Genomic DNA, 26,131 nt, shown 5'->3' with positions numbered 1-26,131 from the left:
CTCTCCTTAGAAGTCGAAGTCCGAGGCGAACGATCGCTTCAGCGTGTAGCTCGCCTTGGCGTAGACACGCCACTGGTTGGTGCCCGGGATGACTTCTTCAAGCCGGAACTCCACCGAGCGGTTGTTGTAGTCGTTTGCGTCCTGACTGAGCAGCATGTGCGCGTTCTGATAGCGGTCACGCTGGTCTGTCGAGTCCTGGTCAAACGTGAGCGAGACTTGGTTGGATATGAGGCTTTCGCCGACGTAGAGCCCCGCGCGCAGCACAAGGGGGTGAACCTTGTCGCTCACCGGCTCCGTCTGGAACAGCTTGATGACCAGCTGACCTGTGGTGATTTTGTCAGACTCGGGCATGATCTTGACGTTGACCGTTCGCACGTCGCTCTTGCGCTTCTTGTTGATCGCCAGCACTGGGACGACGATCTCCTGCAGGGCCGCACCGCCGTGGACGAATCGTGAGCCTGCTCCGGGAAGCCGCAGCCGATGAATCGACTTTGGTATCTGCACGTCAAGGTCTCCATCGAGGCCCAGTTGAGCTGACGTGAAGGTCTTGAACGCAGGGACTTCCTTCAACCCGTGACCGAGGACGTAACGGCGGTTGATCACCTTAATGTCGTCGCCTTGCGGCAGGGTCGACAGGTAGAAGGCGTCCTCGAGTGCCGTGTCCTGGAACAGGAAGCCGTGGTCGGCTGTGATGAGGATGTTGGTCGCGTTCGCGTTGGTCAGTCGCTTGACCAGATCGACCAGTTCGCGAAGCGTGTCCTCGGCTGCCTCGAAGACCTGGCGCTCGGTGCCTGCTTTGTCCCCGGTCGCATCGATGCGGTTGTGGTAGATGTATAGCGTTTGGTGCTGCTGGTACAGCTCCCGCAGTTCGTCCCGGGTAAGGGAAAACACGTTCTCGGCCTGGATCGCTTTCCCGTCCACGGCGTCGAGGATCTTGCTGCGGTTCGCGGTGCCGTCCGTGCGCTGGCCGTCGGCCATGACGGGATCGCCGTCCTTGGAGTGTCCGATCGTGCTATGTGGCAGTAGCGCTGCCATGCCGAGCTGGGTGTAGCTGGGCAGAACGCCGAGCATGGCTTTCAGGTCCGCGTCGTAGCGGTCTTCCTGGCGGACGCGTGAGCCTAGTTCGTCGGCGATCTCATAGCGCAGGGCGTCCGAGATGATGACGACGGCCTTGCGTCGGCCGTCCCTCGTGATGGGCGCTACGTGGTCGGTGTAGAAAGAGGTTTGCGGTCGGAGGACGGCGGAACGCCACCGGTCGATGCCATCGACCTGTTGTTGCCAGGCGTTGCCCAGGTCGTAGAGAAACTTGTTAGCGTAGAACTTCTCCACCTGGGCGCGCAGCGCCTCCAGCGGCCCGGCGAACTCTGCGGTGCGGGCCGCGTATGTGAACTGCCGGTAGAGCTGGTCGATGCGGAACCAGTTATCCCGGTATCGCTCCAGCCCTTCGTCGAATGACTGCATCGACAGGTTGAGCGTGCTGAGCGCGGTCAGGAGCTCCGAGGCGCAGCCGATCGCTGCATACAGTTTGCGGTACCCGTCGACCCAGATGCTGCTCTGGCGACTGCGGATGACCTCTGTAACCTCGCGGGCTGGGACCGTTCTCTCAGCGACACCGCGCGCCAGGTCGCTGATGATCTTGCGGTCAGCCTCCTCGAACAGGTCGTTGCCCAACAGGTCGCGGAAGCTTGCGTCCTCGATGGTGCTGGCATAGTCCAGGTCTCGCGCTGCGCGCTTTGCGAGCGTCGCTAATGCTTCCTGGCTGCGCCGATCGTTGCGAAAGCTCCCGAAGTCGAGCTGGATGTTGCGCAAGCCGCCGGGTCGTTCGGACTTGAATCCGGCGTTAGCCTGCCGGAACACCCACAGCACAAGATCGCCGATGCTGGGGCTCGGCGACATGTAGCCGTAGATCGATGCCGCACCCTGCCAGTAGAAGTCGTCGAGGCCGTGCTCGGCCAGCGCGCTGTACTTTGCATCCGTACCGCTGGCGTTCTCGATCAGCAGGGTGCGCGTGATTTCCAGCAGGCTGTGCTCGCTTTGACCGAGCAGAACGGCCGACATCTTGGCTTGCAGCAGCCGGGCGTCATCATCAGCGTCAAGCAGCTTCTTCAGGCCCTGTACGCGCTTGGCCACGCGGAAGAAGCTCTCGGACGCCAGTACGACCTCGTCGATACCGTCGGCGGTGAGCCCGAGTTCCTGCCGCACTAGAGAGGTCCGGTCCGCTGTGAACACGCCGTAGGCCAGCTCCAGGTCAAGCAGCCAGTTGCCGATCCCCGTAGGCACGGCACCCGAGCGGTAAACAAGGAACTTCGTTTTGGGCTCGTCGTGCAGCAGCCGGTTCTTGACCGCGTATTCGTCGTTAGTGACGCGCACAGTCTTCACGCCCTCCAGGCCGAGCGTGTCGAGGTCAGCGGTGTACTCCCCTTCAGGGTCGTGCCAAAACACCACCCGCTGACTCTCGAAACGACGCTCCAGGTGAGGCCGGACGGAGGATGTATCACTCATCGCTTGCCTCGAGGCCGGGGATCTTCTTCAGCGCGGCACCGAGCTTCGGGTAGTTCACCTTCACGCCGTCGTCGAGGTCGATCTGTACCTGCTGGGTTGCCAGCGGGTACAGCACGTCGTGCTCGTACTCGTCGAGTTCGAGCACGACATTGCGTAGGCGGTCGATCTCCTTCTGAGCTGCAGCCTTCTCCCTCGCTGAGCCGCTGCCCGCGGCGAGGCGCTCAAGGTGCTGACGACTGGCCTCCAGTTTCGCCTTGAACTCACGCAAGTACTCGTTGAGCACCGTAGAGACGGTCGACGGTGTATAGCGGTGCATGTAAATCAGCGCGTTGAACGACCCCTTGGGACTGGAGAACAGCCAGTAGATCGGGCGCTTCCTGTACCGCTGAACATGGTCCTTATAGAAGGTCCTCACAAAGTAGTCGCGCAGGTTCTTCACGCCGAGCGTTTGGATGATGAACCGCAGGTTCGCCTCGAAATGCTGCTCTCCGAACGCAGCTCGAAGGAACTGACGGAATCGCTCTGCGATGTCGTCCTCGAACCAGTCCCCATCGACAATCGGAATCACGTTGTCTGCATCAGGGGTGAAGGTGGGCATGGGAACCTTCGCAAGGTAATCATGCAGGGCCGCGCCTTGGTCAGCCAGGATCAGCCCGGGCTCGTCAAGACTATAGCGCCCGAGCATGCAACCGACGGCGAATGACATAACGTCGCGAACCCTCTCAGACACGTACCCAGCAGGTACTGAGTCCTCGCCGACAACAGGTCGCGCTGAGACTCCAAAGTCTGCCGACACCACTCCTTCGGCCTGCGCACGAAGGTCAAATTCGCTGGCGATCGCGGCCTCAAGGGTCCGGGCTTGCTCCTCGATCCAAGCCTGAAGCGACAAATTGTGTCCGGACATACCTAAGCTTGTGAAGACACGACTTGTTTCAGAACGAGCTGCCCTCGCCATCGCGGTCATTAGTCCTGCCTCGCCAATCTGGACCAGACTGTCCAAAGACGCAACGTCTAGCTGAGGGAGTGCGGCGACGTCCGCAACGTAGTTATTGATCGTCGGATTGATGGCGCGGAGCAGCGACGCCATTGTCGGTGTGTTGAGCGCGGCGCAATAGGCAAGAGCGACTGGTTTGGAAGGGGAGACAAGTGTCGGACTGGCCGAACTGAAGAGCTCGCCACCTTCCCGGATTCGAAACGAGTTATCGACGGAACCTACCATCGACCAAGTAAGGCCAGGCATGTCGAAAGTAGCTGCCTTGGGCAACCCGCCGTGCCGCCCGTACGTTGAAACGGCGTCATCGCTCCAGTCGACTACTTCTTCGTCGTTTCCGTAGTAGGCAGCCTGTCCGCCTCCGTTATGGAAAGGACGCCAACGGCTGGTCGATGCAGCAACTTCCCAGTGATAGCGAACGTATTTGGCGTTTCCATGTGTTTTCAGTCGACCACCGGACTCCATCACTGCACCGATGCTGGGCCGTGCGAAAACAGTCCGCTCATTGAGGGAATACGTGAAGGGCGAACGTGGAACCACAAGGAACTCTTGGGACCGGACGTAGTAGACGTTGTCCTTTCGGTCGATCGCTTCGCGCAGTTGTGCTTGCTTCTCGGCCTCGGATCGGCCCCTAGTGAGGTCCACATAGACCCCCATTCGCTCCAAAGGTGCCTCGCGCTGAAGCACGAACGCAGAGGTTGACACAACCGCACCGCCGATCGTGTCGAAAGCCCCCGCCCCCAGGTGCAAAAGTCCCTGAACTGGAGCACGCCCTAGGACCAGCCGTCGAAGATCCTCGAACGAGGCAAGGAACATCCAGGACTGCATGGTGACCATCGCGCAAAGACCACGCGGCACTACAAGTTCAAGACTCCGCTCAATGAACATCGCGAATAGGTCTGACTTAGAAGAGGGAAACGCCTCGCGGCCGAAGTCGGTCAACTGTGCGTTCATAGTAGCGCTGCTCATGTAGGGCGGATTCGCTATGACTGCAACGTAGGAACCCACTAGGTAGGTGGCCTGTTCGACTACACGCTTTGCCAACTCGATCGTGCCCGCCTTCAGCATGTCGTCACTCGCGTCTAGCGTATCGAGATGGTGCGCGAGCCGGGCGGTTACGTCGGGATTGGGCTGGATTAGAGAACCGAGGGTGTCGGCCTTGGCAAACTGGTTCCAGAACGCTTCCTCCTCGCGCCGGTCACCACTACGAGTAACGAGGAAGTCAATTTCGTCCGGTCGGAACCAGATGGGTTCAATCACGCATATGCTCGGCGGGACCTGCTTGTTGAAGAACGTGCGCTGTTTAGCCCGAGCCTTCATTGTCAACGCGAAGGCTGCGAGGGCTCCCGCCCGCGGGTCGATCTCTGTGCCGAAGAGGTTGTTTGCAAGGATAAGCCCGGGGATCTCGGACGGTGCGTAACCCTCCTCTTCGTAGATGATGTAGAGCAAGTCGAATGCGTAAGTGAGCATGTGCCCCGAGCCACAGGCGGGGTCAATGATCTTAAGCTCCTCCGGCTTACTGATCTTGAGGTAGTCGGTCTCCTCATCGACCGGAGCGATGTAATAGTCCATCTGCTCAGCCAGGCGCGAGGTGGGCCGGTTCAGCAGCCAGAGGTTTCCGAGTGAGTTCTCGACGAGGTAGCGGACGATCCAGTGCGGGGTGAAGAGCTGGGTGGCAGCGGGAATCTCAACCGCGCCGGCCTTCCGGCTCTTCTTGAACCCGGCGAAGACCTCGTCCTTCCGCTCCGAGATATAGAACTGGTAAAGCCAGCCGATGACCTCGACGTCCTCGCAGACCTCTTCGGTGAGCACGGTCGCGGCGCGGGCCAGGACAGAGTCATCGGCGAGCAGGTTCGCGGGGATGAGCAGTTCGGTGTAATCGCCCTCCCGCTCGAACATGAACGGCATAGAGCGGTTCCAATGGCGGCAGTACTCAGCAAGCAGCAGCGCGTACGCCTCGCCCTGCGGGTCGTCACTGCGGCGCGTGCCGTTGAGCAAACTAGTGACGGTCTCAGCCGTGCGCTTGTTCGTCACGACCGTGCTGTCGATGTTCCCGCGCTTGGCTTCGGCAAGAACCTCGGGCTGGCCTCCCTTGTGGCCCCGTTCGGGCGAGACGACGCCGATGCCCGTATAGCCGTTGGCGTCCATGAACCGCAGCGCGATGATGCGGTTGAACCAGGTGTAGGCAACCTTGTCAGCTACCGTGTCACGGCCGTTGTTGCCGCCGCCGGCGGTGTAGACGGCCTTCTCAAGTGCGGCGATGGCCTTGGGCTGCTCCTGGCGCAACTCTTGCGATGCGAGGACGACGGAGATGCGGGCTGTCACTTCGCGGATGATAGCTGTGCGCGCCCAGGCGGCGAATGACTTCAGCGGTGCGGTTTCCATCAGAGTGCGATTCGCTTTCCGTCGTTGAGCGTGTTCAGCAGCGCGCTGCGGAGCGCATCAAGGTACCGGTCGACGTCCTCCGGGTTCTCCAAAACACCGTGGGCACCGGGCACGGTGATCGTCCTTACCGAGATGGTCTGCCTAGGCGCTGTCGCAGTGTCGTCTTCGCCGCCCGTGGGCCGGGCAGAGGATGCGAGCTGGTCGAGCAGCGCCGGGTAGGTGTTTTCCTCGAAGCTGTTGCCCTGCTCGCGGATGAGCGCGATCTGCGGTTCATTACGGACGCGTGCGAGGATCTGGTCGATTGTTCGGTTGACCCGCTGCTGTGCTTCCTCGGTGGCATTGCTGTAGTAGGCGCTGTCGAGTACCTCGTTCTTGCGTCCTTCGATAACCTCTATGACCATCCTGCGGTTGGCAGCGAGTGCCTCCTCGACCTGCGCACGGAGGGCGTCTGCGGCCTGCTTGAGTTGGGTCATGCGGTTACCGCGGAAGGCGTTCGGGTCGTCCAGGATCCGCTTGACGACATCAGCGTCGCTTCCTTGGGGCAGGTAGCCGAGGTTGTTCGCGTTCGCGGCGAGCAGCGCGCCAGCATCGTCGTAAATGACCTTCTGGCCGCCGCCCAGGAACGACTGGATGGGGTCGATAACGCTCTCTTTGGCGTCGAGCAGCTCGTCGCTAAGACTGAACTCAACCAGGTACCAGTCATCGGGCTTGCCCACGGCCCGTTCGATCAAGGCGATGGGGGCAGCCAATTGCTCCACGAACGGGTACTTCGACCCGTTCACCCGAGCCTTCAGCTCATCGAGCTTTGCCCCCAGCCTTTCGCTGCCGTGTCGGGCCAGCTCCAGCGGATCTTTCGGTGGGGTGGCCTCGTCGAAGAAGTCGGAGCAGAACTTGCGGAACGACGCGACCTTGCGCTCCTCGAAGAGCTTCTGCGGGCCGAGCACCGCGTGCGAGTGCTTTTGCGTGTTGCGGAGTATGGCAGCGACCTCGGTCCGCTTCAGCACGTTTCCATCGACGGTGACCGTGATCTTCGAGTTTCCAACGAGCCAGGCGATGACGACCTCTATCGAGGCGAGATCCCATCCGTAGGGCTTGGTCTGGAATGCATCCACGATCGTCGTGACCGTTACCTGCTCACCGAGCCGGTCGCGCTGCAGCACGAACGAAAGTACCTCATCACCTGGGACAGCCAGCATCGACAGCGCCGAATCATCGAACATGCCTGACAGGTCCGGGTTAGCGAAGGTGGCAACCTGCTGCTCGCTATACGTAACCCCGCCGAGCAGGCTGAGCTGGGTGTAGGTTCGGCTGATGAGGTCCTGGAAGCCGTCGGTGACGCGCGTGATGGCGTCTTGCGAGGAAGAGGTCACGTCGGCGGCGTTGATCACGAGGGCAGCCTTGCCAACTGCCCGGCGGACTCGCTCGATGAGTTCCTTCTCGCGCTCGACGTTCTGCGTCGCCTTCGAGCGCAGGATTTGGTCCTCGATTGCGGACAGCGAAGTCGTCTGCTTGCGCTTGGTGTACTTCTCCGTCTTGATCAGCAGGCGCAAGTCCGAAAGTGCACGCTCATCGGGCTCCAGGATGACGCGCAGCTCGTCCTTGCCCGCACTGTGCATCCGGGTCTCTTCGGGGCCGAACGGGTACTCCGGGCTGATGAAGTGGATTGTCAGTTCGCGTTGCTGCCCGTACACCTGATCGTCAAGCTTGTATCCGAATGCGAAGTCCTGTCCGTTCTTGGCGTACCGCAGCTTGCTCTGGCGAACGACGTCACCGGAAACGATCTTGAACAGACGACCACTGACCTCCGAGGCGTCGATATCGACGTTCTTTATCTCCTCCTCGATGACCTGCTCTTCATTGGTCAAGTATTCGTAGAGGTTGCCGTTGCGCTGCACGTAAGTCTGCGTCTCCAGCAGCGTCAGTGCCTCCTGCACCTGCTTGGACAGTGCGGGCAGGTCGAGCCCGAAACGGTCGTAAACCAGCACGGTCAGGTTGCGCGGGGTGGCGTGGAAACCCTCGACGTACTTCACCAGGAACAGCGCTTTGAGCAGCCGCACAGCCAGTTCGTTGTCCAGGTTGCGCTCGGCAACGTCGATCGAACGCTGCGCGGCTGACTTCAGTGAAGCGCGGATGCCCGCAAACATGTGGTCGAAGGTCGCCAGCCTGCCAACCTCGACGTCGCCGACGCCCTTAGCGACCTGCTGCACGACGCCGAGCATCGAGCGTTCACCGACTGAGCTGTTGCGGCCCTCGAACACGTTGTGGTCAGAGATGCCTTCGATCGCCGCCTGGAACAGCGGGAACTGGTAGCTGACGAACGGGTACGTGCCGACAAAGTGTGCCTCGTCGGTGTAGTTGCGGTATGTCTTCGCGCCGTCTACGAAGTCGAACAGGGTCTTGAAGTTGGCGTGCTGCTCTGCATAGATCGAATTCAGCGCGGCCTCGCCCGCCTCGTTCTTCTCCAGCAGTCGCTTGCGGATGACCTCTTCCACATCGGCGCTGGTGAGCTTTACACGGGTGGCGAACCGGGCTTGAATCTTGGAGAAGTCGTTGCCTTGCTGCCTGGTGCGGTCGCCGACGACCTTGTCCATGTCTTCCTGGGAGGTCACGAACACCCACGCCCGGCCCTGGCACTTGGTGTTGAGCGACTCGGCGATGGTCTGGAGGTTCAGCATCAGGTGCGTGTTCGATCCGATGAACTGGCCGACCTCATCGACGTAGAAGTTCAGCCTGTAGCCGTCTTCTTGCTTGTCGAGCCACGCCTTCACCTCGTCGGCGAAGTCCTCGATGGAGACCGAATACTCGTTGCGGTATTTGGTGAGGATGTTGGCCGGCGTACCCTCGGTTTGGCCGCTGACCTCGGCGTACGCCTTGGCCACGTTGACCTCTTCGAGCACGCCCTCTTCACGTCCCTGCGCCCAGTCCCGCCCGGAGATGCGGGCGTATGCGGCTTTGAACGCCTCGTACTGGCCTCGATTGTCCAGATCCCGCTCGAACCGGGCAACATGACCCTGGTTACCGAAGTAGCCGCGGCTCTCATCGAAGACCTTGACGAACACCTTCAGCAAGGCGTCGGTCTGGTCCTTCGTGATGAGCGTAGCCTTCTGGTCGATGTTGAACAGGAGGCTCTTCGCCGGGATCCGCTCAGCCTTAGTCAAAAGCGCCGGCAGAAACGCATCCTGCGCCTTGGACCGGAAACTCTCGGAGACACGCGCCCGAGGGAAGTCCTGGCTTTCCACGTCGCCGAGGAGGTGCGCAAGCAACTTCAACAAGTGCGACTTACCGGAACCGAAGAAGCCCGAGATCCACACGCCGTTGGCGTTGGTGTAGTCCGTGTATGCCTCAAGCAACAGCTCCATGCCCTTGGCTGCCTCGTTGGTCAAGACGTACTCATCAACTTCGGTACCTAGATGCGCGGTGTCGTCAGCCTTGATGACACCCTCTATCGGGCGCTGGACGTCCTTGGCGAAGATCTGGTTCAGATTCATCGAGTCAAGCCTCCTGTTCCAAGATGTTCTTGGCTCGGTAGTACTGGTCGTCTTTGAGCCGACCGAACAGCACCAGGGATGACCCCAGCGTGTCGGACTGCTCGTAGCGGCCGGGGAAAAACATGAGCATCGGCTTATCGGTCACGACGCTCTGCAAGTTGTGCAGCACGTTGTGCGAACGAATGTACGGGAATACCTCGCCTATGCCTGTGAGGAAGAAGATGTCGAAGTCACCCTCGTCGAGCTTGGCGCGAATCGCGGACGCGATGTGGAGCTGCGGGTCGAGCATCCCCTGGAGCAACTCACGGAAGTCGGCCTTATCCTGCTCGGGTTCGAGCGCGATCAACCGATCCCAGACTCCGCGTTCCTTGAGAATCTCCACCGACAGATCGTAGAGGTTGACCTCGCGGACCACGATGCCCTTGTTCGCGAGCCGGTTCTTGATGCGCTTCTTCGATCCCGCGACCCCGAGTGCATCCTCGGGTTCGTAGGGGTAGATGAAGAACGGCACCTCGTTGCTCAGGCCCTCCATCTGGAGAAATCGTCTGCCACTGAGAACAGCGAACAGGTGCTCTTCCTGGTTAGATAGCTCGGTCCGTGTCACGACTGGGCCCTCCTGGAAGCAGTATCGGTGGTCGGGAAAAAGCGCAGGTCATTCGGAGTACCCGCCGCCAAAGCCCTGGCGACGCGTTGAGACATCACGGCCTGCTGTATGCCTCCGCCGTCGGTAAGCAAGCCCGCCTCCATAAGCATCCGGAACAAGTTTGAACGCAACTTGCGCCGCGTGGATTCCTTGAGTTCAGCCAGTTCGGTGTGCCACAGAGACTTGCCACGCATGAAGCTGTCGAAATCGTCATGTGTGAGCGTCGGAGTCAGCAAGAGAAACCGCTCTCGTACGACCTCCTCAGCGAACTCTCCGATAAAGTCATATCGACGACAGGCCGCCGCCCACATCAAGTGCCCGCGCTCCGTTGACGTTGCCTCGATGAGCAGTTCAATCTCGTCGCCCGTGAGAACGGCGAGCCGCTGGACAATCTCTCGCGCGAGCCTGGACCCAGAGGCAAGCGTGCGTGCTTGCAGTAGGTTCTCCGCGGCGATCTCGGTTCGGACTTTTGCCCACTCGCGCTCTCGCAAATAGATGGGCGCAACGATCGCCGCCTCATGCAGGAGGAGGGCACCACTGGTAAATGAGAGCGCATAGCGCTGCGCTGCGGTATGTTGCTCGATCACGTGTCACCCCCCTTTCAGTTTTTCAGGCAAGTAGTTCCGGCTTTGTCCGAGAGATATTCCTTCAGCTGCGGCCGTCAGCTCGACTTCTCGACGTCGCTCGATGCTGCAGTGCCACCGCTGCGGACCCACTCATCGACCTCGCTTGCCTGGAACTTCCAGAGCCTGCCGACCTTGTGGGCCGGCATGCGTTTATCACTGATCCACGTGTAGACCGTGTCTTTCGTGATCCCCAGGTGCGCGGCAATGCCATCGGCGGACAGCCATGGTTCGGCCACGGTGCAGCCTCCAGTCGGGATTGGAACGTCGAATAAAAGCCATCCTAGCTTCAACTGCACGTCTTCTTAGGGTTTGACTGGGTTTGAACGGGTTAAGCCTGCATGAGTTGCGAGGCTTGACCTGCAGGACATCGTCCGGAATATCACGTTAGGCTGTCGCAATGACCGAACTCTGGATCGCGTTGGCAGTCGCAGTCGTCGTATCCGCTGGCGGGCTCCTTACTCTCACTCTTCGCAGGCACAGAAGTGCTCGCGGAGACAACGCGGCAAGAACCGCACTGGCGGCTGAGCCTTCGCCGAGCGAGACCTTGGCACCCGTTCAGGTTCTCCCCGCTTCGGGGATCCTGGTTCCAGAGGCCGTCTTGTCTACAACCGGTGCATCTGTCTCAGTCGAGCAGGCCCTTGAGGTCGCTTCAATTCCCATGGCGTTCGAGTACTATCCGATCACCGACATTGAGCTTACAAAGTACAAGTCGGTTCCAGTGAATGCGGCCCTTCAGCAAGCACTCACCAACATCGTCCGTGCAGTGGATCCAAAGAGTGCCACACTTTTCAAGGTAGTGCTGCCGAAGGGTGCCGAGCTTGTTCGCGCGGTTGGAACCAGCGGGTTCCGCGGATTCGCGCGCGGACCCGCCAGTATCTCAGCTCAGGCCGTCCTGTACCCGGTGGGGGTGGGAGGTGCAGCGATTGCTGGCTGGCCGGTCTTGGCAGTGGGTGCGTCGGTGATGGCTATTGACATGCTGGCTCAGCGAGAACAGCGAGTCCATCAGCGGCGGGTCGAGACGATCCTGGGACGTCAGGAGAAGCGATACGTAGACACGCGTATTGCGGCCCAGCGGACGACGGACAAACGACTGTCTGCAGCAATCAGTTCCATACTCGACGGCAATCTTCCCGATCTGGACGTTGTACAGCAAAAAGCCGGAGAGGAGTTCCACAAGGCGGACGTATTCTTGGAGGAAACCTGGTCCACCATCCAGTCACTCCTGAAGTCTGACAGCGCCAGCGGTGCCGTCGACTATCGCAAACTCGAAGAAGCCCTAGGTGGCAAAACGAAAGATCACGACCACTTCTTTCGCGAACTTCACTTCGCTCGCGCCGCTGTCGCTCTCGGACGAAAAGCTCTTCTCGCAGACGCCACGAAAGCAGCGCTTGCCGATCCTGATAACCAGTACCTTGCGTTCCGAAAGTCTCTTGAGCGACACGCAGCGGATGTGAAACAAGCTGAGAGTCTCGAGGCTCAAGTAACGCAGGCGCTCACCACGGTGGAGCTCACGGGTCGCTGGCGAGAAACCAAGAAGTCGATCGCTGGCCGGCAGGCAGCTTTTCGCGAACGGGTAATGCCTTCACAGATCGATCTGCCCGATACCGTGCAGTACCTCGCGCTTCCTTCCGGTGAGATCCATCAGCTCGTGCAAGTTGATGTCCCCTTCGACGAGGAGGCAGAGGCTCAACAAGCGAATGGCGTATCACCATGATCAACGCGCCGCGATGGGGCATGGACTGATCTTCTTCTTGCCTGATCGCTCGGTCGAGCAACAGTTCGTTGGGGATACCGCGCCTGGATTCGAAAGTCCAATCGGTAGATCTCACGGCACGAGCGGCGTGGTGCGAAGCCATACGTCGCTCGTGCCGTGAGATGATCGGGCCAAGATCTAGATCCATGCGCCGGTCGGATAACCGCGGTTCGCGCGACGATCAGCAACTGCATGGAACGCATTGCTAGTCGCAGTGGTTATGAGAAGGGTGAGACTGTGTCGACGAACAGTGGGATTGAGTGGACTGAGGTGACATGGAACCCTGTCACAGGTTGCGATCGGGTCGCTGCAGGGTGCGATAACTGTTACGCTCTGGCGCTCGCGAAGCGTCTGAAGGCCATGGGTGCGGAGAAGTACCAGACCGACGGTGACCCCCGGACCTCCGGTCCTGGATTCGGGGTCACGACGCACCCGGCAGCATTGAAGCAGCCCCTTAGCTGGCGCAAACCCAAAATTGTCTTCGTGAATTCGATGAGCGACTTGTTCCACGCCAAGGTTCCGCTCGACTTCATTCGCGACATCTTTGACGTCATGCGCCAGACACCACAGCACACCTACCAGGTGCTGACCAAGCGGGCACACCGGATGGCGAGGGTGGCAGACAAGCTCGACTGGCCAGACAACCTGTGGATGGGAGTCTCGGTGGAGTCGTTTGATGTCGTCGATCGCATTGACTACCTTCGAGCTGTACCAGCCGCAACACGATTTCTGTCCTGCGAACCGCTCATCACAGCATTGCCGACACTGAACCTTGAAAGCATCGACTGGGTGATCGTCGGTGGCGAGTCCGGTCCGCGCGCACGACCCATGGATCCGACCTGGGCCGAGGACATCCGCGACCAGTGCCTTGAAGCCGATGTGGCGTTCTTCTTCAAGCAGTGGGGCGGGCGGACGCCAAAGGCCAACGGACGCGAACTCGGAGGGCGCACCTGGGACGATATGCCGCGATTCGCAGCAGCGTTAGCCTAGCCAGCGGCCTTGCGAATGACGTGTTGATAAGACTTGGCTCCTTTGGTGGCGAACTCGATCTCGCCTGACTTCACGAGCGCGCGAAGTGCGGCCGAGAAGGCCGTCTCCTTGGCCTCGCCGTAGAGATCGCCATAGACCTCCCGGACGTGGTCGACGACCGCCTTCGGCCGACCGTCCGACACCAAAGAACGCAGATTGTCGGTGATGTGTTTGGTCGCCGAGTCGTGTTCCCGTTCGAACTGATCTGCGACAGTGTCCCAGAGCATGCCCTCACGTTCGTCGGGGTCTGGTCCGAGGCAGTCGATCCATTCTTCCCGTGCCTTTGCCGCGGCAGCTCCGAACACCCAGAAGCCATACGGAGCCTGGGTGAGGAAAATCAAGTAGTACACGGGCTGGTGATGAACCTGCCGTCGCACCGGCGCGACGACGCTGCCATAGTTGGTGCCGGCCGCGAGTCGTCGGGCGTACTCGTGTGCGACGGCGTCCGCTGCCGCCTCCCAGGAGGTTCCGCCGGAAGCCGTGTGCGCGTGCAATGCCACGTCACGCCACCATTGACCTCCGCACACCGCGTCAGCTTTGGCGACGCCCCCAAGGCCGAACTGCCCCTTCTTCAGCTGTCCGCCAGCACGGCGAATGAGGTCAGCGTTGAAATTCAGCAGTACCTCTGTGCGAGGCCATGAACCTCGTTTATGGAGTACGTCCTTGATCGAATCCATAGGCAGCCCCGCGCCGCAGGGGTCAAGGAAAACGAACAGGCTCGCGCCGGCGGCGAGCCGCCTGACCTCGTCGAGGTGCTGCCCGCAATCCCCGTTCCGGCTGTCAACATGGATGCCACGGTTACGGTACTCATCGGCCACCTTGTCGAGAGACACAAAGTCCTCACGGTTCCTCTCCACAAGGAAGAGGTCGATCGTCGTGGAATTCTTAGCCTTCTGAGCAGCGATCATCATGCGCTCGGCGGATCCTGCCTCGCCGGTGTCAAAGCGTCCCCGACCGGCAAAGCCGTCGAACAGCACCGCCCTCTTCGGCGTCAGCTTGCTCGCCGTCATCGTTGCGAACCTAATGACGTACTGCTCAAGAATCCCATGCTTGTAGACCGACTGCGGCTTCGGACTCTCCAGCAGCCCAGCCTCGGTTCCAGTTGCCATCCCCCAACTCCGATCTTCCTTAGCACGTCGAGCTTTGACCCGATGGTTATCCAGTAAATGGAGTAACGTCACCATGATAGAGACAGTATGTCAGCGCATAAGAAGGCCCCTCGGCCGGCACGGGGCAAATCTAGCTGGTGGAGGCCTTTCGGAGCCTGATTCGCTTCCTGAATCGGTCCACGAGTTTTACGCAGCTCGGCGAGCTCGGGCAGCCGTTGCTTCCAGCGTCAGCCGTACTCGCGGAGGATCTTGGCGACACGGGCGGTTAGCTCGTCGGCCCTGGCGAGGATCCGCTCTTCTTCCTGCGGCGAGATCGCGCGCGCGGCGGGACGAGGTTCGGGATCCGACACTGGAGCTGGGACAGGCACGGGGCCCTCGAGCAGGGCGTCCATGGCGCGGATGACCGCCGAGAGTGACGAGGGGTGCATTGAGGAATAAGGGTCGATGTAGCCCCACCGATCGATCGCCGGCAGCATCCCGACGCAGAGGAGCCAGTCGGGACTCGCGTCGGGAAGCAGATGACGGTGCTCGTCGTCCTTCTGGTCACGGCGGCGGCCCAGTGCTCTGACGGATTCGTGTGACCACCCGTTGTTGGTGCCGATGACGTCGAGCCACGACCACGCGGCGCATGCGGGGCAGGACTGCGCATCGGGTGCGACGCCGATACGTGGGCGCAGCCGTTGCATCTCATTCGGCCTGAGCCCCAGCGCACCTGCTCGGTCCAGGCCCAGTCCCCCGTGCCCGGGCGGCGCGATCATCACCGCGGCGAAGAGCATTCGCCGCAGGCGCAGACGGAAGACCCATTGGGTCGCAGGATCTTGGATCAGTACGGTGGCGCGCTTCACCAGCCGACGGAGCGATTCGGGGTTGTCTTTGTGGCAGCGCGGCCAGGCCGGGGCGACGGTTGGCTCCTGACTGATCATTCGCCGTAACGAGGCCAGCACAGCGCGCGATGCTCCGACCTGCCTGGAGAAGAGAGCAAGGGTGGCGTCGTCGACCAACTCGGTGGGCTTACCCACGACCGAGCACCAGTCGAGCCAGAGATCGGGCAGGGCAGTCGTCATTCTCTTGATTGTCCCACCGGGCGCTGGACAGCTCTGGCTTTTCGTTCTTCATGTCCCTGCAGCCGAGTGCATGACTATGCGCTGGTTGTGAGTGATTCAACGATCACCGCGTCACGCGAAGGCAGTCCTTCTCCATGCCCCGATAAGCGCACTTACCAGAGACCCGGTTCGAAGTCGCCCCGTCGATCGCGGACATGGGGAATCGCCACTAACAGACCATTGCGACTTGGATTCTCCGGCCAGTGAGTCGAGACTGGAGTCATGGCAGCACAGGCGAGGCTTGCAGCACTGAGCGCCCCGACGGTCCCGCTGGAGCCGGAGGTGGACGACGAGCTGCGCGAGCTCGAGGAGATCTCGCGGTCCTTGGAAGGCCACACCCTGTCGGCGGCCACCCGGCGTGCCTACGCCAACGCGTGGCGTGCCTTCGAGGACTTTTGCGCCGGCCACAGTCTGGAGGCGCTGCCTGCGCACCCCGAGGCGGTGCGCTGGTACGTCGCCTGGATGTCCACGCAGCTCGATGACGACGGGCTCCCCCGGTTCTCCGTCGCGACGATCCGCCAGCGCCTGGCCGGTATCGGCGAGAGGCACCTGCGTGGCGGGTTTCTGGATCCCACGGCCCACCGCGGCGTGGTGGATCTCGTGCGCGGGCTGGCCAAGCTGCGGGCCACCAGGCCCCGGCGCAAGCGCCCGCTGCTTCTGGACGACGTGGTTCGGATCATCGCGGTGATGGAGCACGACACATATCCGGCAGGCGTGTCAGCCACCAGGGACGCCCTGGCGGTGTGGCTCGGGTTCGCAGGGGCCCTGCGCAGGAGCGAGGCGGCGGCCCTGACGCTGAACCGGCTCGAGCTGCACCCGGTCGATGGTGTCCACGTTCATGTGGGGGCCTCGAAGGCCGACCCGGAGAACGCGCTGCCGGACGTGGTCGTGCTGCCGTTCGGGAGCTCGCCGGCATCCTGTCCCCCGTGTGCGGTGCACCGCTGGGTCGCGCTGCTCGGGCTCGCCCGGCAGGACAACGCCCGCACACGACGTCGCGGGATCATGCAGCAGCTGTTCTCGTACGGTCTCGAGGAGCACGTCTGCGGGGCCGCCGGCTCGACGGCGCTCATCAGCAGCGCCGACCTGGCCTCGGGCGCGCCCCTGCTCCGGGCAACCTACCGCAACAGGAAGGACGCCCGGATCCATGCACGGGCGGTGAGCGGCGACGCGCTGCACACGATGCTGCTCTCGCGCATGGTCGAGGCGGGGATGAACCCTGCCGCCTACGGCTTCCACTCGCTGCGGGCCGGGCACGTCACCCAGGCACGGCGCAACGGTGCGAGCACGGAGGAGATCATGCGCGCCGGCCGGTGGAGCCGGGCAGCGACGGTAGACGTTTACGACCGCGAGTTCAATCCTGCGGCACGCAACAGCGTCATGCGTCTGGGGTTGTAGACCCCTCGATGCCGGGGGCAACCCGGTGCCCGTGCTGGTCGTCCTCTTCGACCGGAACGCGGGCGTCGATGCTTTCCAGGAGGCGGAAGTCGACGACACCTTTGAGTTGCGCGCCGCCGCCGAGCACCTGAATGGCCTTGGAGAGCCGCAGCACCTCCAACCTGTTCTTCTCCCATTCGCGCTGGGCCGCTGCGAGGTCAGCGAGGTATTGCTGCAGCTGGGCCTCGCTCTCTGCCTCCGGATCCTCGGCGACCAGGATCGCCAGGGGGACGTCCAGGGCCTTGGAGGCGGCGACCGCCTCATCCAGGCGGACGGCGCGGATCTGCTGCTCTATCCGGGTTACCGCCGAAGGATCGACGTTCGTTCCTAGAATCTCGGCGATCCTGCGGGCCAGCTCAGCCTGGCTGATGCCCAGGCGTTCCCTCTCCTGTCGCAATCGGCGGGCGAAGAGGTCTCCGGGCAAGGCATTCATCTGGTTTGGGCTCCTGGTCGGGTACATGGGCGCGAAGGGCTCAGCAAGAAGCGTATGCCGAGCCGTGCCGGAGCCGCACACCGCGCGCCCCGTCATGTGAAATCTACACGTTTTTGAGCAGAACGTCAGTCATTGCGCCGACACCTCGTTTGCGCTGGTCTTCGAGCACATTCCGGAATCGTATCCGACTCGTCACTGATACGACTATGACTGATGACTCGAATGATGTAGATTGGTCACTGAAGATGTGCACGTATACGAGTCCCTAGAGAGGGGTCGGCCGCATGATTGTAGGCATTTCGTTCCGCTCAACGGGGAGTCACGTCGCATCGGGAGAGACCATTGATAGGGCGCTGTGCTCTGTCTAGGCGAATCGGTTATGCCAGTCGCCTCGTGACACATGTCATGCAAGCGACCATTCGATAGGCGAGAGGAAAGAACCATGACGAAGATTTACGAGGCGGCATTCGAGCGGGTCGCCCTGCCCACCGCGGCGTGGGACCTGACGAGCTTCCTGGAGAACGCGAAGTCCCAGATCCAGCTCTGGGGCGGGCTGCTGCTCATGCTCCTGGGTGCGGTCGGACTGGTCTGGGGCGGCGTGCTCCTGATCAAGAAGCTGATGGCTACCCCGCAGTCCGCGGGCCAGCAGCAGGGCTGGGGCACCATCGCCCTGCTCATCCTGGTCGGCGGCGCGCTCGGCACCGGCGGGTGGTCGCTGATCAACACCATCGGCTCCGGCGGCCAGAAGACCCTCGAGGACCTCGGCGGCGGCTCGGTCCTCGTGCAGACGGTCAGCCACGTACTGACCAGCGGCGTCCTGGGCTAAGCCCGGCGCGGCAGGAATCAACGGCCGGGCACACAAAGCGTCGACGGACCGCACCGGGTCGGTTGAGGTCACCAGGCCTCAACCGGCCCGGTGCGTCGTTTCCGGGGTCGGACGACGGCGCTGACGACGAGCAGGACAGGCAGAGCAAGGAACAGGACGAACGGGAACGGACATGGGGATCAAGGACAAGGCGCTGGCCTTCGGCAAGCGGTTCAAGCTCGACTCGCACCACGCAATCGAGCGCTTCGGGGTGTTCTTCGGCATCTTCGCTGTGATGGGGCTGGTCGTGGTGGCCGGCTCGGGTGCCGCCGCCTTCAAGGCGGGCAGCGACGCGGTGTCGCACACCGCGCTCTACAACACCGAGTTCACCTCCTCGAAGACCCAGCTCAAGGGCACGGTCGACGGGGTCTACACCAATCACACCGGCAACAGGGCACTGGTCATGATGCACTTCCCCGCCAGCGCGGCGATCTCGTACAACGCGGCGGACTACCAGGCCTTCCTGCTGGGCACCAACGACAAGCTGCAGACCGAAAAGGTCAGCACCAGCGGAATCAGGGGCACCTTCCACGTCTTCGGCTCGACCGGTTACGTCGGGGTCCTCCTGGACGCGGACCGGCCCTTCGACCGGCAGGTGCTCAACCTGACCGTCCGCGCGAACGCCGAGCTGACCTACGACGAGCGGCAGCAGAGCAGGGATGACCAGGTCGTGGGCGACTCGAGCTTCAAGAAGTACGACCAGTGGCGCGTGATCATCAACCCGGGTGCGTCGGGCACCACCGACATCCCGGCCCTGGACACGGCCAGCTTCGACCCGGCCCGGGCCTATTACGACGTCGTGCTGAAGACCCAGGAGCAGCAGACGCGGGACAAGCTCGACCAGAAGCTGCTCGCGATGCGCACGAGCCTGAAGCAGGTCGAGTCGTACACCTCCGACCTGGCGACCACCAAGGTCGATGGGCTTTTCCTCCGTCCGCCGGCCGTTCCGACCTCCATCGCAGGTGATCAGGTGGCTGGTGCCTCGGCGGCCGAGGCCAAGGACGGGAAGGCGACGCTGGAGCTGAAGACGGGCCATGTCGTGCCCGGCGGATTCGACTTCAACTGGCGCGCGGGCAACGTCTATGACGGCTACCTCGACACGCTCGTGCCCGCCGGTAAGGGCTATGTGCAGTTCCTCGCCGACAAGCGCGCCGAGGGCAGCGACAGCACGAGCCAGCAGGTCTCGGACATGAAGTGGGTCCTCTCCGACGGCACCGACCTGAAGAAGGACTACCGGTCCTCCGATGTGACGATGCGCCCGCTCACGAACGTGATGAACAACCTGTCCCAGGCCTACCAGGACTACGGCAAGGCCAAGTCGGAGTACCAGTCCGGGCTTCTGCTCGAGCTGCTCGGTCTGGACGTGAAGCTGCGCGATGTGCAGTCCAACAGCACTGCGAACTCGGCCGGGGACTTCCTGACCGTCTACCACTGAGCGCGCTCCACGGAGCGGGCAGTCACCACCCAGGCATCGAGCCGGAAAGGACAAGCTTATGGCCATCGACAAGCCGACGCGGCGGGATGAACCGGCCCGGCGCGCTGCATCGCCCCGCGGGGACCGCAGGTCCGCCGACGGGGGTGCGAAGGAGGAGTCGCAGCCTCCTCGTCGTGAGGGGTCCGGCGAACGCCGCGCCGGGCCCTGTACCGGAGCGGCCTCCACTTCTTCCACGTCCGGGGATTCAGCCAAGGGCCTGCCGAAAACCCCAGGGGCCTCCCCCGCGCCGCAGCCCGTGGACCCGACGCCTGCGGGCCGCGGGTCGAAGCACCTGGGAGCCGCACCGGCCCCGAACGCAGGGGCTGCCGCTGGCAAGGCCGCAGGTGCGGCCGACACAGCCAGCAAGACCAGCAAGGCTGCCAAGGTTGCCAAGAGCCTCGACGGTGTCGCCGCCGGGGCGGCCGGGGGAGCTGCCCGCAAGGCGGTCGAGGGTGACGGCAGCAGCGCGGTCCGCCGCGGTGCCGGCCGGTACGCGGGAGCGGCTGCCTCGGGAGCTGTCGCCGGGGCGCAGGCCGGAGCCGCCGCCGGCGGTGTCGGCGCGCTGCCCGGGGCAGCGGTCGGCGCTGCCAAGAATGTGGGCCTGGAGACCGGCAAGGATGTTGTCGACGGTGCGTCCAAGGTCACCGGCGGAGGTCCGGACGCCGAGTCTGCCGACAAGCGGCTTGGTGCCGGGGGCACCGGCTACGAGCGGACCTCGCAGAAGGAGAAGGACGGCCAGCTGCTGTCCAAGACCGCTAAGGGTGTCGCCGTCGGCGGCACCGCGGCGGCCGCTCCCCCGGCTGCGGGGCTTCTCATGGTCATGGCCTTCCTGAAGTGGCTCAAGACCATGTTCTTCGCAATGCTCGCGATGGCCGCCAACGCGGCCAGCATGATCTGGGGTTTCATCCTCGGGATTGCCAAGGCGGTCGGGCACACGATCGCAGCGCCGTTCATCGCACTGGGCGGGCTGGTCGGCAAGGCAGCAGGAGCCGTGTTCGGGGTCACCGTTACGGCCACCGTCGCCCCGGTGGCCACGGCCGCATCCGGGGTGGCTGCGACCGTTGCCGCGGTGGCTGTGCTCAGCACGGTCCTCACGGGTGTGCTCGACCAGGCCGGCCTCGATGGCGGCCGCGGCTCGACCATGACCAACTGCATCGTCAACGTCAGCCGCAACGGCCCCGGCGCTGACGTCCCGGCGAACACCGAGGCGAACGCCCGGGCGGTCTACTCCGTGCTGAAGACCTGGGGTATGCCAGAGGAGAACATCGCGGGCATCCTGGGCAACTGGTCGCAGGAGTCGGGCGTGGACCCCACCAGCGTGGAGGGCATCTACAACGAGCCCTACCAGATCGGCCCGCGCAAGCAGACCGCCTGGGACGGGAACTTCACCCACATCCCCGGCCAGTCGCACGGCGGCATCGGTCTGGGCCAGTGGTCGAACGGGCGCACCACGATGGTCCTGGACTATGCCAAGTCCAAGAACCTGGACTGGTACACCATCAAGGCCCAGCTGGCATTCATGGCGGAGGGCGACAGCCCGGGGGACGTGGCCGTGTTCAAGGACATGATCAAGACCTCGCAGGGCTCTCCCTCTGCTGCTGCACTGCACTTCCACGACAAGTGGGAGCGCTCGGCCGACAACGCCTCACAGCTGCAGGAGCGTAAGGCCGACGCCGAGATGTGGTTCGGCAAGATGAGCGGCTGGACCGTCGACACCTCGGTCGTGGGCGGGGTCCAGGACATCGTGGGCGGCATTGTCGACACGGTCGGCAGCGGGATCCGCTCCATCTTCGGCAACTGCGACAGCGACACCAAGGTGCGCCCGGGCAGCCTCGTCGACGGCGGCATGAACGAGGAGCAGGCCCGGCAGCTGATCGACCTGTACAACCAGGAGGGCGACAAGTTCCTGGACGACAAGTACGGCGCTGGCGGACCGGGCTCCTGCGGCGAGAACCACGCCATGAACTGCGTGTCGTTCTCGGTCTACTTCATGAACAAGTACACCTCGTTCCAGCAGTACCCGCCGGGCGACGGCATCCAGACAGCCCACGCGATCGCGTCCATGACGGGCAAGCAGGTCTCGAGTATACCGACGGCGTACTCGGTCGGTTCCGGGCCGGGTACGGGGTCCGCGGGCCACACCCTCGTGGTGCTGGGCGTGCAGGGCGACAAGGTCATCCTCGGTGAGGCCGGCTACTGCGCGTTCATGGGCCGCGTTCGCGTTGACAGTGCGGAGCGGATGAAGTCCGAGGGGTGGGTGTTCGTCGACGTCACGGACCTCATCACCACGGGCGGCAACCTGCCGGCGTAGCCGGCGGAAGCAGGGCCGGTGTCCGGACGATCCGGGCACCGGCCCTTTCTGCGTCCCGATCCGTGCGCAATAACCTGTCGAATGGGGCAGACTCGTTATTGAATGACCATTGCAGATAGACTTGGGAGTCATGTATGAGGACAACGCGAGAAAGGGCGGGCATCGTGACGAGTGCGGACGATGATGCGCGTGGCAGGGCCGGGGACACGGTCGAGGACGAGGACGGCGCGCCGAAGAAGCTGAAGGCCCCCGCCACCCGAAGGCGGGTCAGCGGGGTCGAACTCGAGGCCCGCTTCGAGGGCTGGCGCTCCGACCGGCGAGGAGAGCGGCAGGCACGCACTCCGGAGGACTCGGCGCGGCGGACGCGCCTGGTCTTGAGCGCCGCGATGGGCGTGGCGATCCTCGGGCTCGCGGCGGCCGCGGGAGTGAGCGGCAAGGGATTCGAGACGGAGCACGCGGCCAACGCCGACCGGATCTCCGCGCTCGAGGTCCAGATCGAGGATGCCAGGAGCACTCCGGTCGACCCGGATCTGACCGGAAAGATGACGCGGCTGATGGAGGCAGCCGCAAAGGACGCCCAGAAGGTCGCGGAGGCCCAGCAGCGCTTCGCGCAGCTGCACCACGAGGCGGCGACACAGCCCAATGCGGGCAACGGTACGCCGAACGCCGCGACACTGCAGATCGCCGAGCACCGCCGGACGCTGGCACCCCTGTTCAGCCCGCGCTCGTTCCTGGCCGACGAGAAGGGGGCCTACTCCTGGACCTCTGTGACGCCGTTCGACCCGAGCACGCAGATCGACCCGCGGTTCCCCTGGTATGTGCGCTACGAGGGTTTGAAGGCTTCCTCGCCCGGAGCATACGCCTGGTCGGTCGAGTCGGTGATGCCGGACCTCGCCACCCAGGACGCCACGGGCACCACGCGCACGGCGCGGGTGATCTGGCTGTGCCGGGACACCGCGGGTGGACAGGTGCTGGCGTGGGCGAACGCGGCCTACTCCTACGACGGGAAGGCCGGGACTTTCGCCGATCTCAAGGTCGTGGTGACCGCCGCCGGCGCGGAGCACCAGCAGGGCGCATCGACGACGGGCAACGGAAGCGGAGAGGGCTGATGGTGCAGGAGCAGCAGGTTGACGGCACGGACGAAACGGCAGCGCCGGGACAGGGCTTCATGCGGCGCAACGCTCTGGTGGTCGGGGTCGCGGTACTGCTGGTTACCGCCGTGACGGTGACCGGCCTGACATGGGGGTCCCAGCGCAGCGCACTGGATCAGCAGCAGCAGACGATCACGGGCCTTCAGGGTCAGCTTGCCTCGGTCGGGACCGCGAAGTCCGAGCAGGTCGAGCAGGATGTCATGCAGTCGCTCGGCGTGAGCCAGAGCCGGATCCACGACGACACCCAGATCGTGGACCGCCTGGTGAAGACGGCATTCACCTGGGACTCCGGCCAGGCCTACGAGGCCGCTCGCCGGGACCTGAAAGAGCGCTACCACCTGTCCGAGGACGAGCAGTTCCTGAAGCAGTTCATGCCGCCGGCGCGCTTCAACGAAGACGCCTCGGGCAAGCGCTACTACTACATCGACACCCAAGGGCTGAACTCGGCGGTCAATGCCGACGCGGACCTCGAGGTCGTGAAGGTCACCGCGGACGAGTACACGTATGCCGTGCAGGTCGAGGTGGCGGCTACCTCCGATGCGGTGTCCCAGAACAAGGTGGCACCGGATCGGGTCAAGTCGTACCGGACCGTGCTGGTGTACCTCACCGTCGACGCGCAAGGGAAGGTCTCTGGTCTGTCCGCCATTCCCGCTGGCGGTTCGACTCGTCATTCCAGATGATCCGACTCCCTTTCGACTCATCTTCTTGATAGAGTTGTACTGGTATTCGAGACGAAGAGCGAGTTGAGGGGCAATGGCATCGACAAAGATCGGCGAGTCGGGTGTGCAGGCCGACAAGCCTGTCCGCAAGACCCGCTTCGTGGCCGCGCCGGACGCCGGTGCGGCACCGGGCGACGCCGACCCCACTGGGGACGGAAATGTCCCGGGTGCACTGATGAGCCGCCGGGCGGCCATCGGCGGGGTGTGCATGGGGGCAGCTGCGCTGCTCTGCTTCCTGGCCGGCGCAGGTCTCTCTGGTGGCGAGGCCACTGTCAGCCACGACAAGGCTCAGCAGATCGTCTCCCTTCGCGAGCAGATCCGCACCGCCGAGGTGCGCACCGACGCCCTCCCGGAGGCCGAGGACGCTGACCGCGCCCTGGTCACCGCACAGGGAGCTGCGGAACAGATCGCCCGGTTGCAGAACGAGTACCGCCACCTGACACCCTCGGTGGCGGACTCGGGCGGGACGCTGGACCAGGCTGCCGCCGAGCCGACGCGCCGGAACCTCACCCCGCACTTCGCCCCCGACGTCGGGCAGGCCACGCTCCAACCCTGGTACCTGCTGGCCTCCGACAAGGACGTCGCCGCGGGCAACGAGATTCCGATGAGCTTCGACTCCGGCTTCAAGTGGGTCGCCCAGCGCCCTTACTCGGTCGAGGTGGACGGCACGATCCGGGTCACCTGGTTGGCGGTGCAGACCCGCCCGGCGGCCGGGCAGGCCCCGGCGGTACTGGCCTGGGCCCGGGCTGACTACGACATGACCCGCAAGAGCTTCTCCGGGGTCCAGACCGGAACGACGACCACGGGCGAGGCCCTGCGGCAGGAGGTGAAGGCACCGTGATCGAGGACGTGAAGGACTGGGTGCGCGCGAGGGCCGGGAAGGTCCTGGTCTGCAGCACCGGAACGCTGCTGGCGCTGTCGCTGCTCTCTCTGGCCCTGGCACTGCTGGCCGACGGTTCTGCGGACGCCGACGCCAAGGCCGACCAGCTCATCGTCCAGCTCCAGGGCAAGCAGGAGGACGCGCAGGCGGCACTTGAGACCAAGCACGCCCGGTTGCTGGCTGCCCTGCCGGGGATGGATGCCGAGCGGGCCGACCGGGACCGGGCCGCAGCGCGCTCGGTGCTGCTGAGCCTGACGGATTCCTCGGCTGCCTCGCGGACCGTTAAGGAGACGCAGGCCGCCCTCGATGCCCGGTACGCGTTTCTCGGAACCTCGTCCCGGATCCTCACCGAGTTCATCCCGGAATGGATGGCAGCGACCGGTGCCGGAAAGGGCGCGGGGACGGCGTACCAGCTGGCCGACTTCGACGTCGACGTTGCCGCGGTGAAGGGCCTGGACTACTCCTACATCGGAGTGGCGCGCCTGGACCCGGTCTCCGCCGACGGCAAGTCCACGGCCAAAAGTGAGTACGTGGTCTTCACCTTCGCCACCGGACAGGACGGCACGGTCGCCTCGTTCGAAGCGTACCGGGCCTCGGGCCGGACGCGGGACCAGCTTGTCGCGCAGAGGCCGCCTGCCTCTGCTTCACCGGCCGAGACCGCCAGCCCCGGACCCAGCCACAGCGGCTGACCGGCGGGACACCCGCACAGACACGACACGACAACAACGAAGGACGAGACAAATGACGATCCAGACTCTGGACAAGACCGGCAGCGCGACCGAGCACGAAGCCCGGGTGGAGGCTGCCACTGCAGTCCCCGTCGAGAGGGCCCCGGCCAAGCCGAAGGCCGGGCGTGGCCCTTCGAAGCTGGCCGGCGCGCTGCGCCGCCTGGCCCCCGGGAAGGGCTCCGGCGGATCGCCGGTGCTGATCTGGGCGGTGTTCTTCCGCTCGGTCGTGCTCATCGCCGACTACGTGCTGGCCTCGATGACTGCGATGGTCGTGATCCCGATGCTCGGCGCGTGGCTGCACCGGCAGTCGGGCGCAGCAAGCGGCGACCTGACCATGGCCGGGACCGTCGCGATGTGGATCGCCCCGCTGCTGTTTGTGGTCCTGTTGCTGGCCGCCGCGGAGATCGCCGCGATGCGCGGGATGTGGCGCTGGTCCACCCGCCGGATCCAGGCTGTGCGCGACGCCCGCACCCCGGCGCTGACCCCGGCCACCGCCGCCCCCAGGAC

General features: G+C 63.6%; 20 protein-coding genes. 11 read left to right on the top strand and 9 right to left on the bottom strand.

Annotation, left to right across the window (positions count from 1 at the left end; genetic code table 11):
- Window positions 1-6 precede the first annotated feature (6 nt).
- From pglZ to EU811_RS13765, 6 genes are all read right to left on the bottom strand, one after another.
- Entirely contained in the window at window positions 7-2,502 is a 2,496-nt protein-coding gene (gene pglZ, locus EU811_RS13790; RefSeq protein ID WP_142938940.1) for a BREX-1 system phosphatase PglZ type A, read from the bottom strand.
- Window positions 2,495-5,878 (bottom strand): BREX-1 system adenine-specific DNA-methyltransferase PglX, encoded by a 3,384-nt coding sequence (pglX, locus tag EU811_RS13785; protein WP_142938939.1) that lies wholly within the window; start codon window positions 5,876-5,878, stop codon window positions 2,495-2,497. Before pglX ends, pglZ begins: the two co-directional genes overlap by 8 nt.
- A complete protein-coding gene (gene brxC, locus EU811_RS13780) occupies window positions 5,878-9,366 on the bottom strand; it encodes a BREX system P-loop protein BrxC (protein WP_142938938.1) in 3,489 nt (1,162 codons plus the stop codon). Before brxC ends, pglX begins: the two co-directional genes overlap by 1 nt.
- A 4-nt stretch (window positions 9,367-9,370) precedes the next feature.
- A complete protein-coding gene (locus tag EU811_RS13775) occupies window positions 9,371-9,970 on the bottom strand; it encodes a DUF1788 domain-containing protein (protein WP_142938937.1) in 600 nt (199 codons plus the stop codon).
- Window positions 9,967-10,596, bottom strand: a complete 630-nt coding sequence (locus tag EU811_RS13770) for a DUF1819 family protein (protein ID WP_223946282.1) — start codon at window positions 10,594-10,596, stop codon at window positions 9,967-9,969. Before EU811_RS13770 ends, EU811_RS13775 begins: the two co-directional genes overlap by 4 nt.
- Window positions 10,597-10,670: 74 nt before the next feature.
- Window positions 10,671-10,871, bottom strand: a complete 201-nt coding sequence (locus EU811_RS13765) for a helix-turn-helix domain-containing protein (RefSeq protein WP_142938936.1) — start codon at window positions 10,869-10,871, stop codon at window positions 10,671-10,673.
- A 422-nt stretch (window positions 10,872-11,293) separates the two neighbouring features.
- Here EU811_RS13765 and EU811_RS13760 point away from each other — a divergent pair, with 422 nt between their 5' ends.
- The gene (locus EU811_RS13760) at window positions 11,294-12,349 is read left to right on the top strand and encodes a hypothetical protein (protein ID WP_142938935.1); all 1,056 of its coding nucleotides are present in this window, start codon (window positions 11,294-11,296) and stop codon (window positions 12,347-12,349) included.
- A gap of 276 nt (window positions 12,350-12,625) precedes the next feature.
- On the top strand, window positions 12,626-13,378 hold the full coding sequence (locus EU811_RS13755; RefSeq protein WP_142938934.1) for a DUF5131 family protein: 753 nt from the start codon (window positions 12,626-12,628) through the stop codon (window positions 13,376-13,378).
- Here the strand turns inward: EU811_RS13755 and tcmP are convergent.
- Together tcmP and EU811_RS13745 are read right to left on the bottom strand one after the other, a co-directional pair.
- A complete protein-coding gene (gene tcmP / locus EU811_RS13750; protein WP_160147649.1) occupies window positions 13,375-14,526 on the bottom strand; it encodes a three-Cys-motif partner protein TcmP in 1,152 nt (383 codons plus the stop codon). The genes EU811_RS13755 and tcmP overlap by 4 nt on opposite strands.
- A gap of 227 nt (window positions 14,527-14,753) precedes the next feature.
- On the bottom strand, window positions 14,754-15,590 hold the full coding sequence (locus EU811_RS13745) for a hypothetical protein (protein WP_142938932.1): 837 nt from the start codon (window positions 15,588-15,590) through the stop codon (window positions 14,754-14,756).
- A gap of 261 nt (window positions 15,591-15,851) precedes the next feature.
- Between EU811_RS13745 and EU811_RS13740 the strand changes: the two genes are divergently transcribed.
- Complete coding sequence (locus EU811_RS13740) at window positions 15,852-17,024, top strand: hypothetical protein (RefSeq protein ID WP_142938931.1); 1,173 nt, start codon at window positions 15,852-15,854, stop codon at window positions 17,022-17,024.
- Here the strand turns inward: EU811_RS13740 and EU811_RS13735 are convergent.
- Window positions 17,005-17,496, bottom strand: a complete 492-nt coding sequence (locus tag EU811_RS13735; RefSeq protein ID WP_142938930.1) for a helix-turn-helix domain-containing protein — start codon at window positions 17,494-17,496, stop codon at window positions 17,005-17,007. The two genes, EU811_RS13740 and EU811_RS13735, sit on opposite strands and share 20 nt — an antisense overlap.
- Window positions 17,497-17,938: 442 nt before the next feature.
- On the opposite strand from EU811_RS13735, the gene EU811_RS13730 reads away from it, so the two are divergent.
- The 8 genes from EU811_RS13730 to EU811_RS13695 form a co-directional block, all read left to right on the top strand.
- Complete coding sequence (locus EU811_RS13730; RefSeq protein WP_071416501.1) at window positions 17,939-18,322, top strand: hypothetical protein; 384 nt, start codon at window positions 17,939-17,941, stop codon at window positions 18,320-18,322.
- A 172-nt stretch (window positions 18,323-18,494) separates the two neighbouring features.
- Window positions 18,495-19,796 carry a hypothetical protein gene (locus EU811_RS13725; RefSeq protein WP_142938929.1) on the top strand — a complete coding sequence of 434 codons (1,302 nt, stop codon included), beginning with the start codon at window positions 18,495-18,497 and terminating at the stop codon, window positions 19,794-19,796.
- A gap of 58 nt (window positions 19,797-19,854) precedes the next feature.
- The gene (locus EU811_RS13720) at window positions 19,855-22,146 is read left to right on the top strand and encodes a phage tail tip lysozyme (protein ID WP_142938928.1); all 2,292 of its coding nucleotides are present in this window, start codon (window positions 19,855-19,857) and stop codon (window positions 22,144-22,146) included.
- A 164-nt stretch (window positions 22,147-22,310) separates the two neighbouring features.
- Entirely contained in the window at window positions 22,311-23,255 is a 945-nt protein-coding gene (locus EU811_RS13715; RefSeq protein ID WP_142938927.1) for a hypothetical protein, read from the top strand.
- On the top strand, window positions 23,255-23,977 hold the full coding sequence (locus EU811_RS13710) for a hypothetical protein (protein ID WP_142938926.1): 723 nt from the start codon (window positions 23,255-23,257) through the stop codon (window positions 23,975-23,977). Before EU811_RS13715 ends, EU811_RS13710 begins: the two co-directional genes overlap by 1 nt.
- Window positions 23,978-24,050: 73 nt before the next feature.
- Window positions 24,051-24,857: a hypothetical protein gene (locus tag EU811_RS13705; RefSeq protein WP_142938925.1), complete on the top strand. Its 807-nt coding sequence runs from the start codon at window positions 24,051-24,053 to the stop codon at window positions 24,855-24,857.
- Window positions 24,854-25,585, top strand: a complete 732-nt coding sequence (locus EU811_RS13700; RefSeq protein ID WP_142938924.1) for a hypothetical protein — start codon at window positions 24,854-24,856, stop codon at window positions 25,583-25,585. The genes EU811_RS13705 and EU811_RS13700 overlap by 4 nt, the downstream gene beginning before the upstream one ends.
- Before the next feature lie 52 nt (window positions 25,586-25,637).
- Window positions 25,638-26,131, top strand: a 494-nt coding sequence (locus EU811_RS13695; protein ID WP_202979324.1) for a hypothetical protein, incomplete at its 3' end; no start/stop codon positions are given.

Origin of the sequence: Arthrobacter sp. TS-15, from assembly GCF_006964045.1 — a bacterium.
In the GTDB taxonomy this organism is placed as follows: Bacteria; Actinomycetota; Actinomycetes; order Actinomycetales; family Micrococcaceae; genus Arthrobacter.
The sequence above is the reverse complement of the archived record's forward strand: the minus strand, read 5'-3'. Positions and strand labels throughout refer to the sequence as shown.

Bases quoted from the DNA above. Each gene is read 5' to 3' on its own strand.
- tcmP (WP_160147649.1), bottom strand. From the start codon at position 14,526: ATGGCAACTGGAACCGAGGCTGGGCTGCTGGAGAGTCCGAAGCCGCAG.
- EU811_RS13725 (WP_142938929.1), top strand. From the start codon at position 18,495: ATGGGGATCAAGGACAAGGCGCTGGCCTTCGGCAAGCGGTTCAAGCTC.
- EU811_RS13710 (WP_142938926.1), top strand. From the start codon at position 23,255: ATGGTGCAGGAGCAGCAGGTTGACGGCACGGACGAAACGGCAGCGCCG.
- EU811_RS13705 (WP_142938925.1), top strand. From the start codon at position 24,051: ATGGCATCGACAAAGATCGGCGAGTCGGGTGTGCAGGCCGACAAGCCT.
- pglX (WP_142938939.1), bottom strand. From the start codon at position 5,878: ATGGAAACCGCACCGCTGAAGTCATTCGCCGCCTGGGCGCGCACAGCT.
- EU811_RS13720 (WP_142938928.1), top strand. From the start codon at position 19,855: ATGGCCATCGACAAGCCGACGCGGCGGGATGAACCGGCCCGGCGCGCT.
- brxC (WP_142938938.1), bottom strand. From the start codon at position 9,366: ATGAATCTGAACCAGATCTTCGCCAAGGACGTCCAGCGCCCGATAGAG.
- EU811_RS13730 (WP_071416501.1), top strand. From the start codon at position 17,939: ATGACGAAGATTTACGAGGCGGCATTCGAGCGGGTCGCCCTGCCCACC.
- pglZ (WP_142938940.1), bottom strand. From the start codon at position 2,502: ATGAGTGATACATCCTCCGTCCGGCCTCACCTGGAGCGTCGTTTCGAG.
- EU811_RS13735 (WP_142938930.1), bottom strand. From the start codon at position 17,496: ATGAATGCCTTGCCCGGAGACCTCTTCGCCCGCCGATTGCGACAGGAG.
- EU811_RS13760 (WP_142938935.1), top strand. From the start codon at position 11,294: ATGGCGTTCGAGTACTATCCGATCACCGACATTGAGCTTACAAAGTAC.
- EU811_RS13745 (WP_142938932.1), bottom strand. From the start codon at position 15,590: ATGACGACTGCCCTGCCCGATCTCTGGCTCGACTGGTGCTCGGTCGTG.
- EU811_RS13740 (WP_142938931.1), top strand. From the start codon at position 15,852: ATGGCAGCACAGGCGAGGCTTGCAGCACTGAGCGCCCCGACGGTCCCG.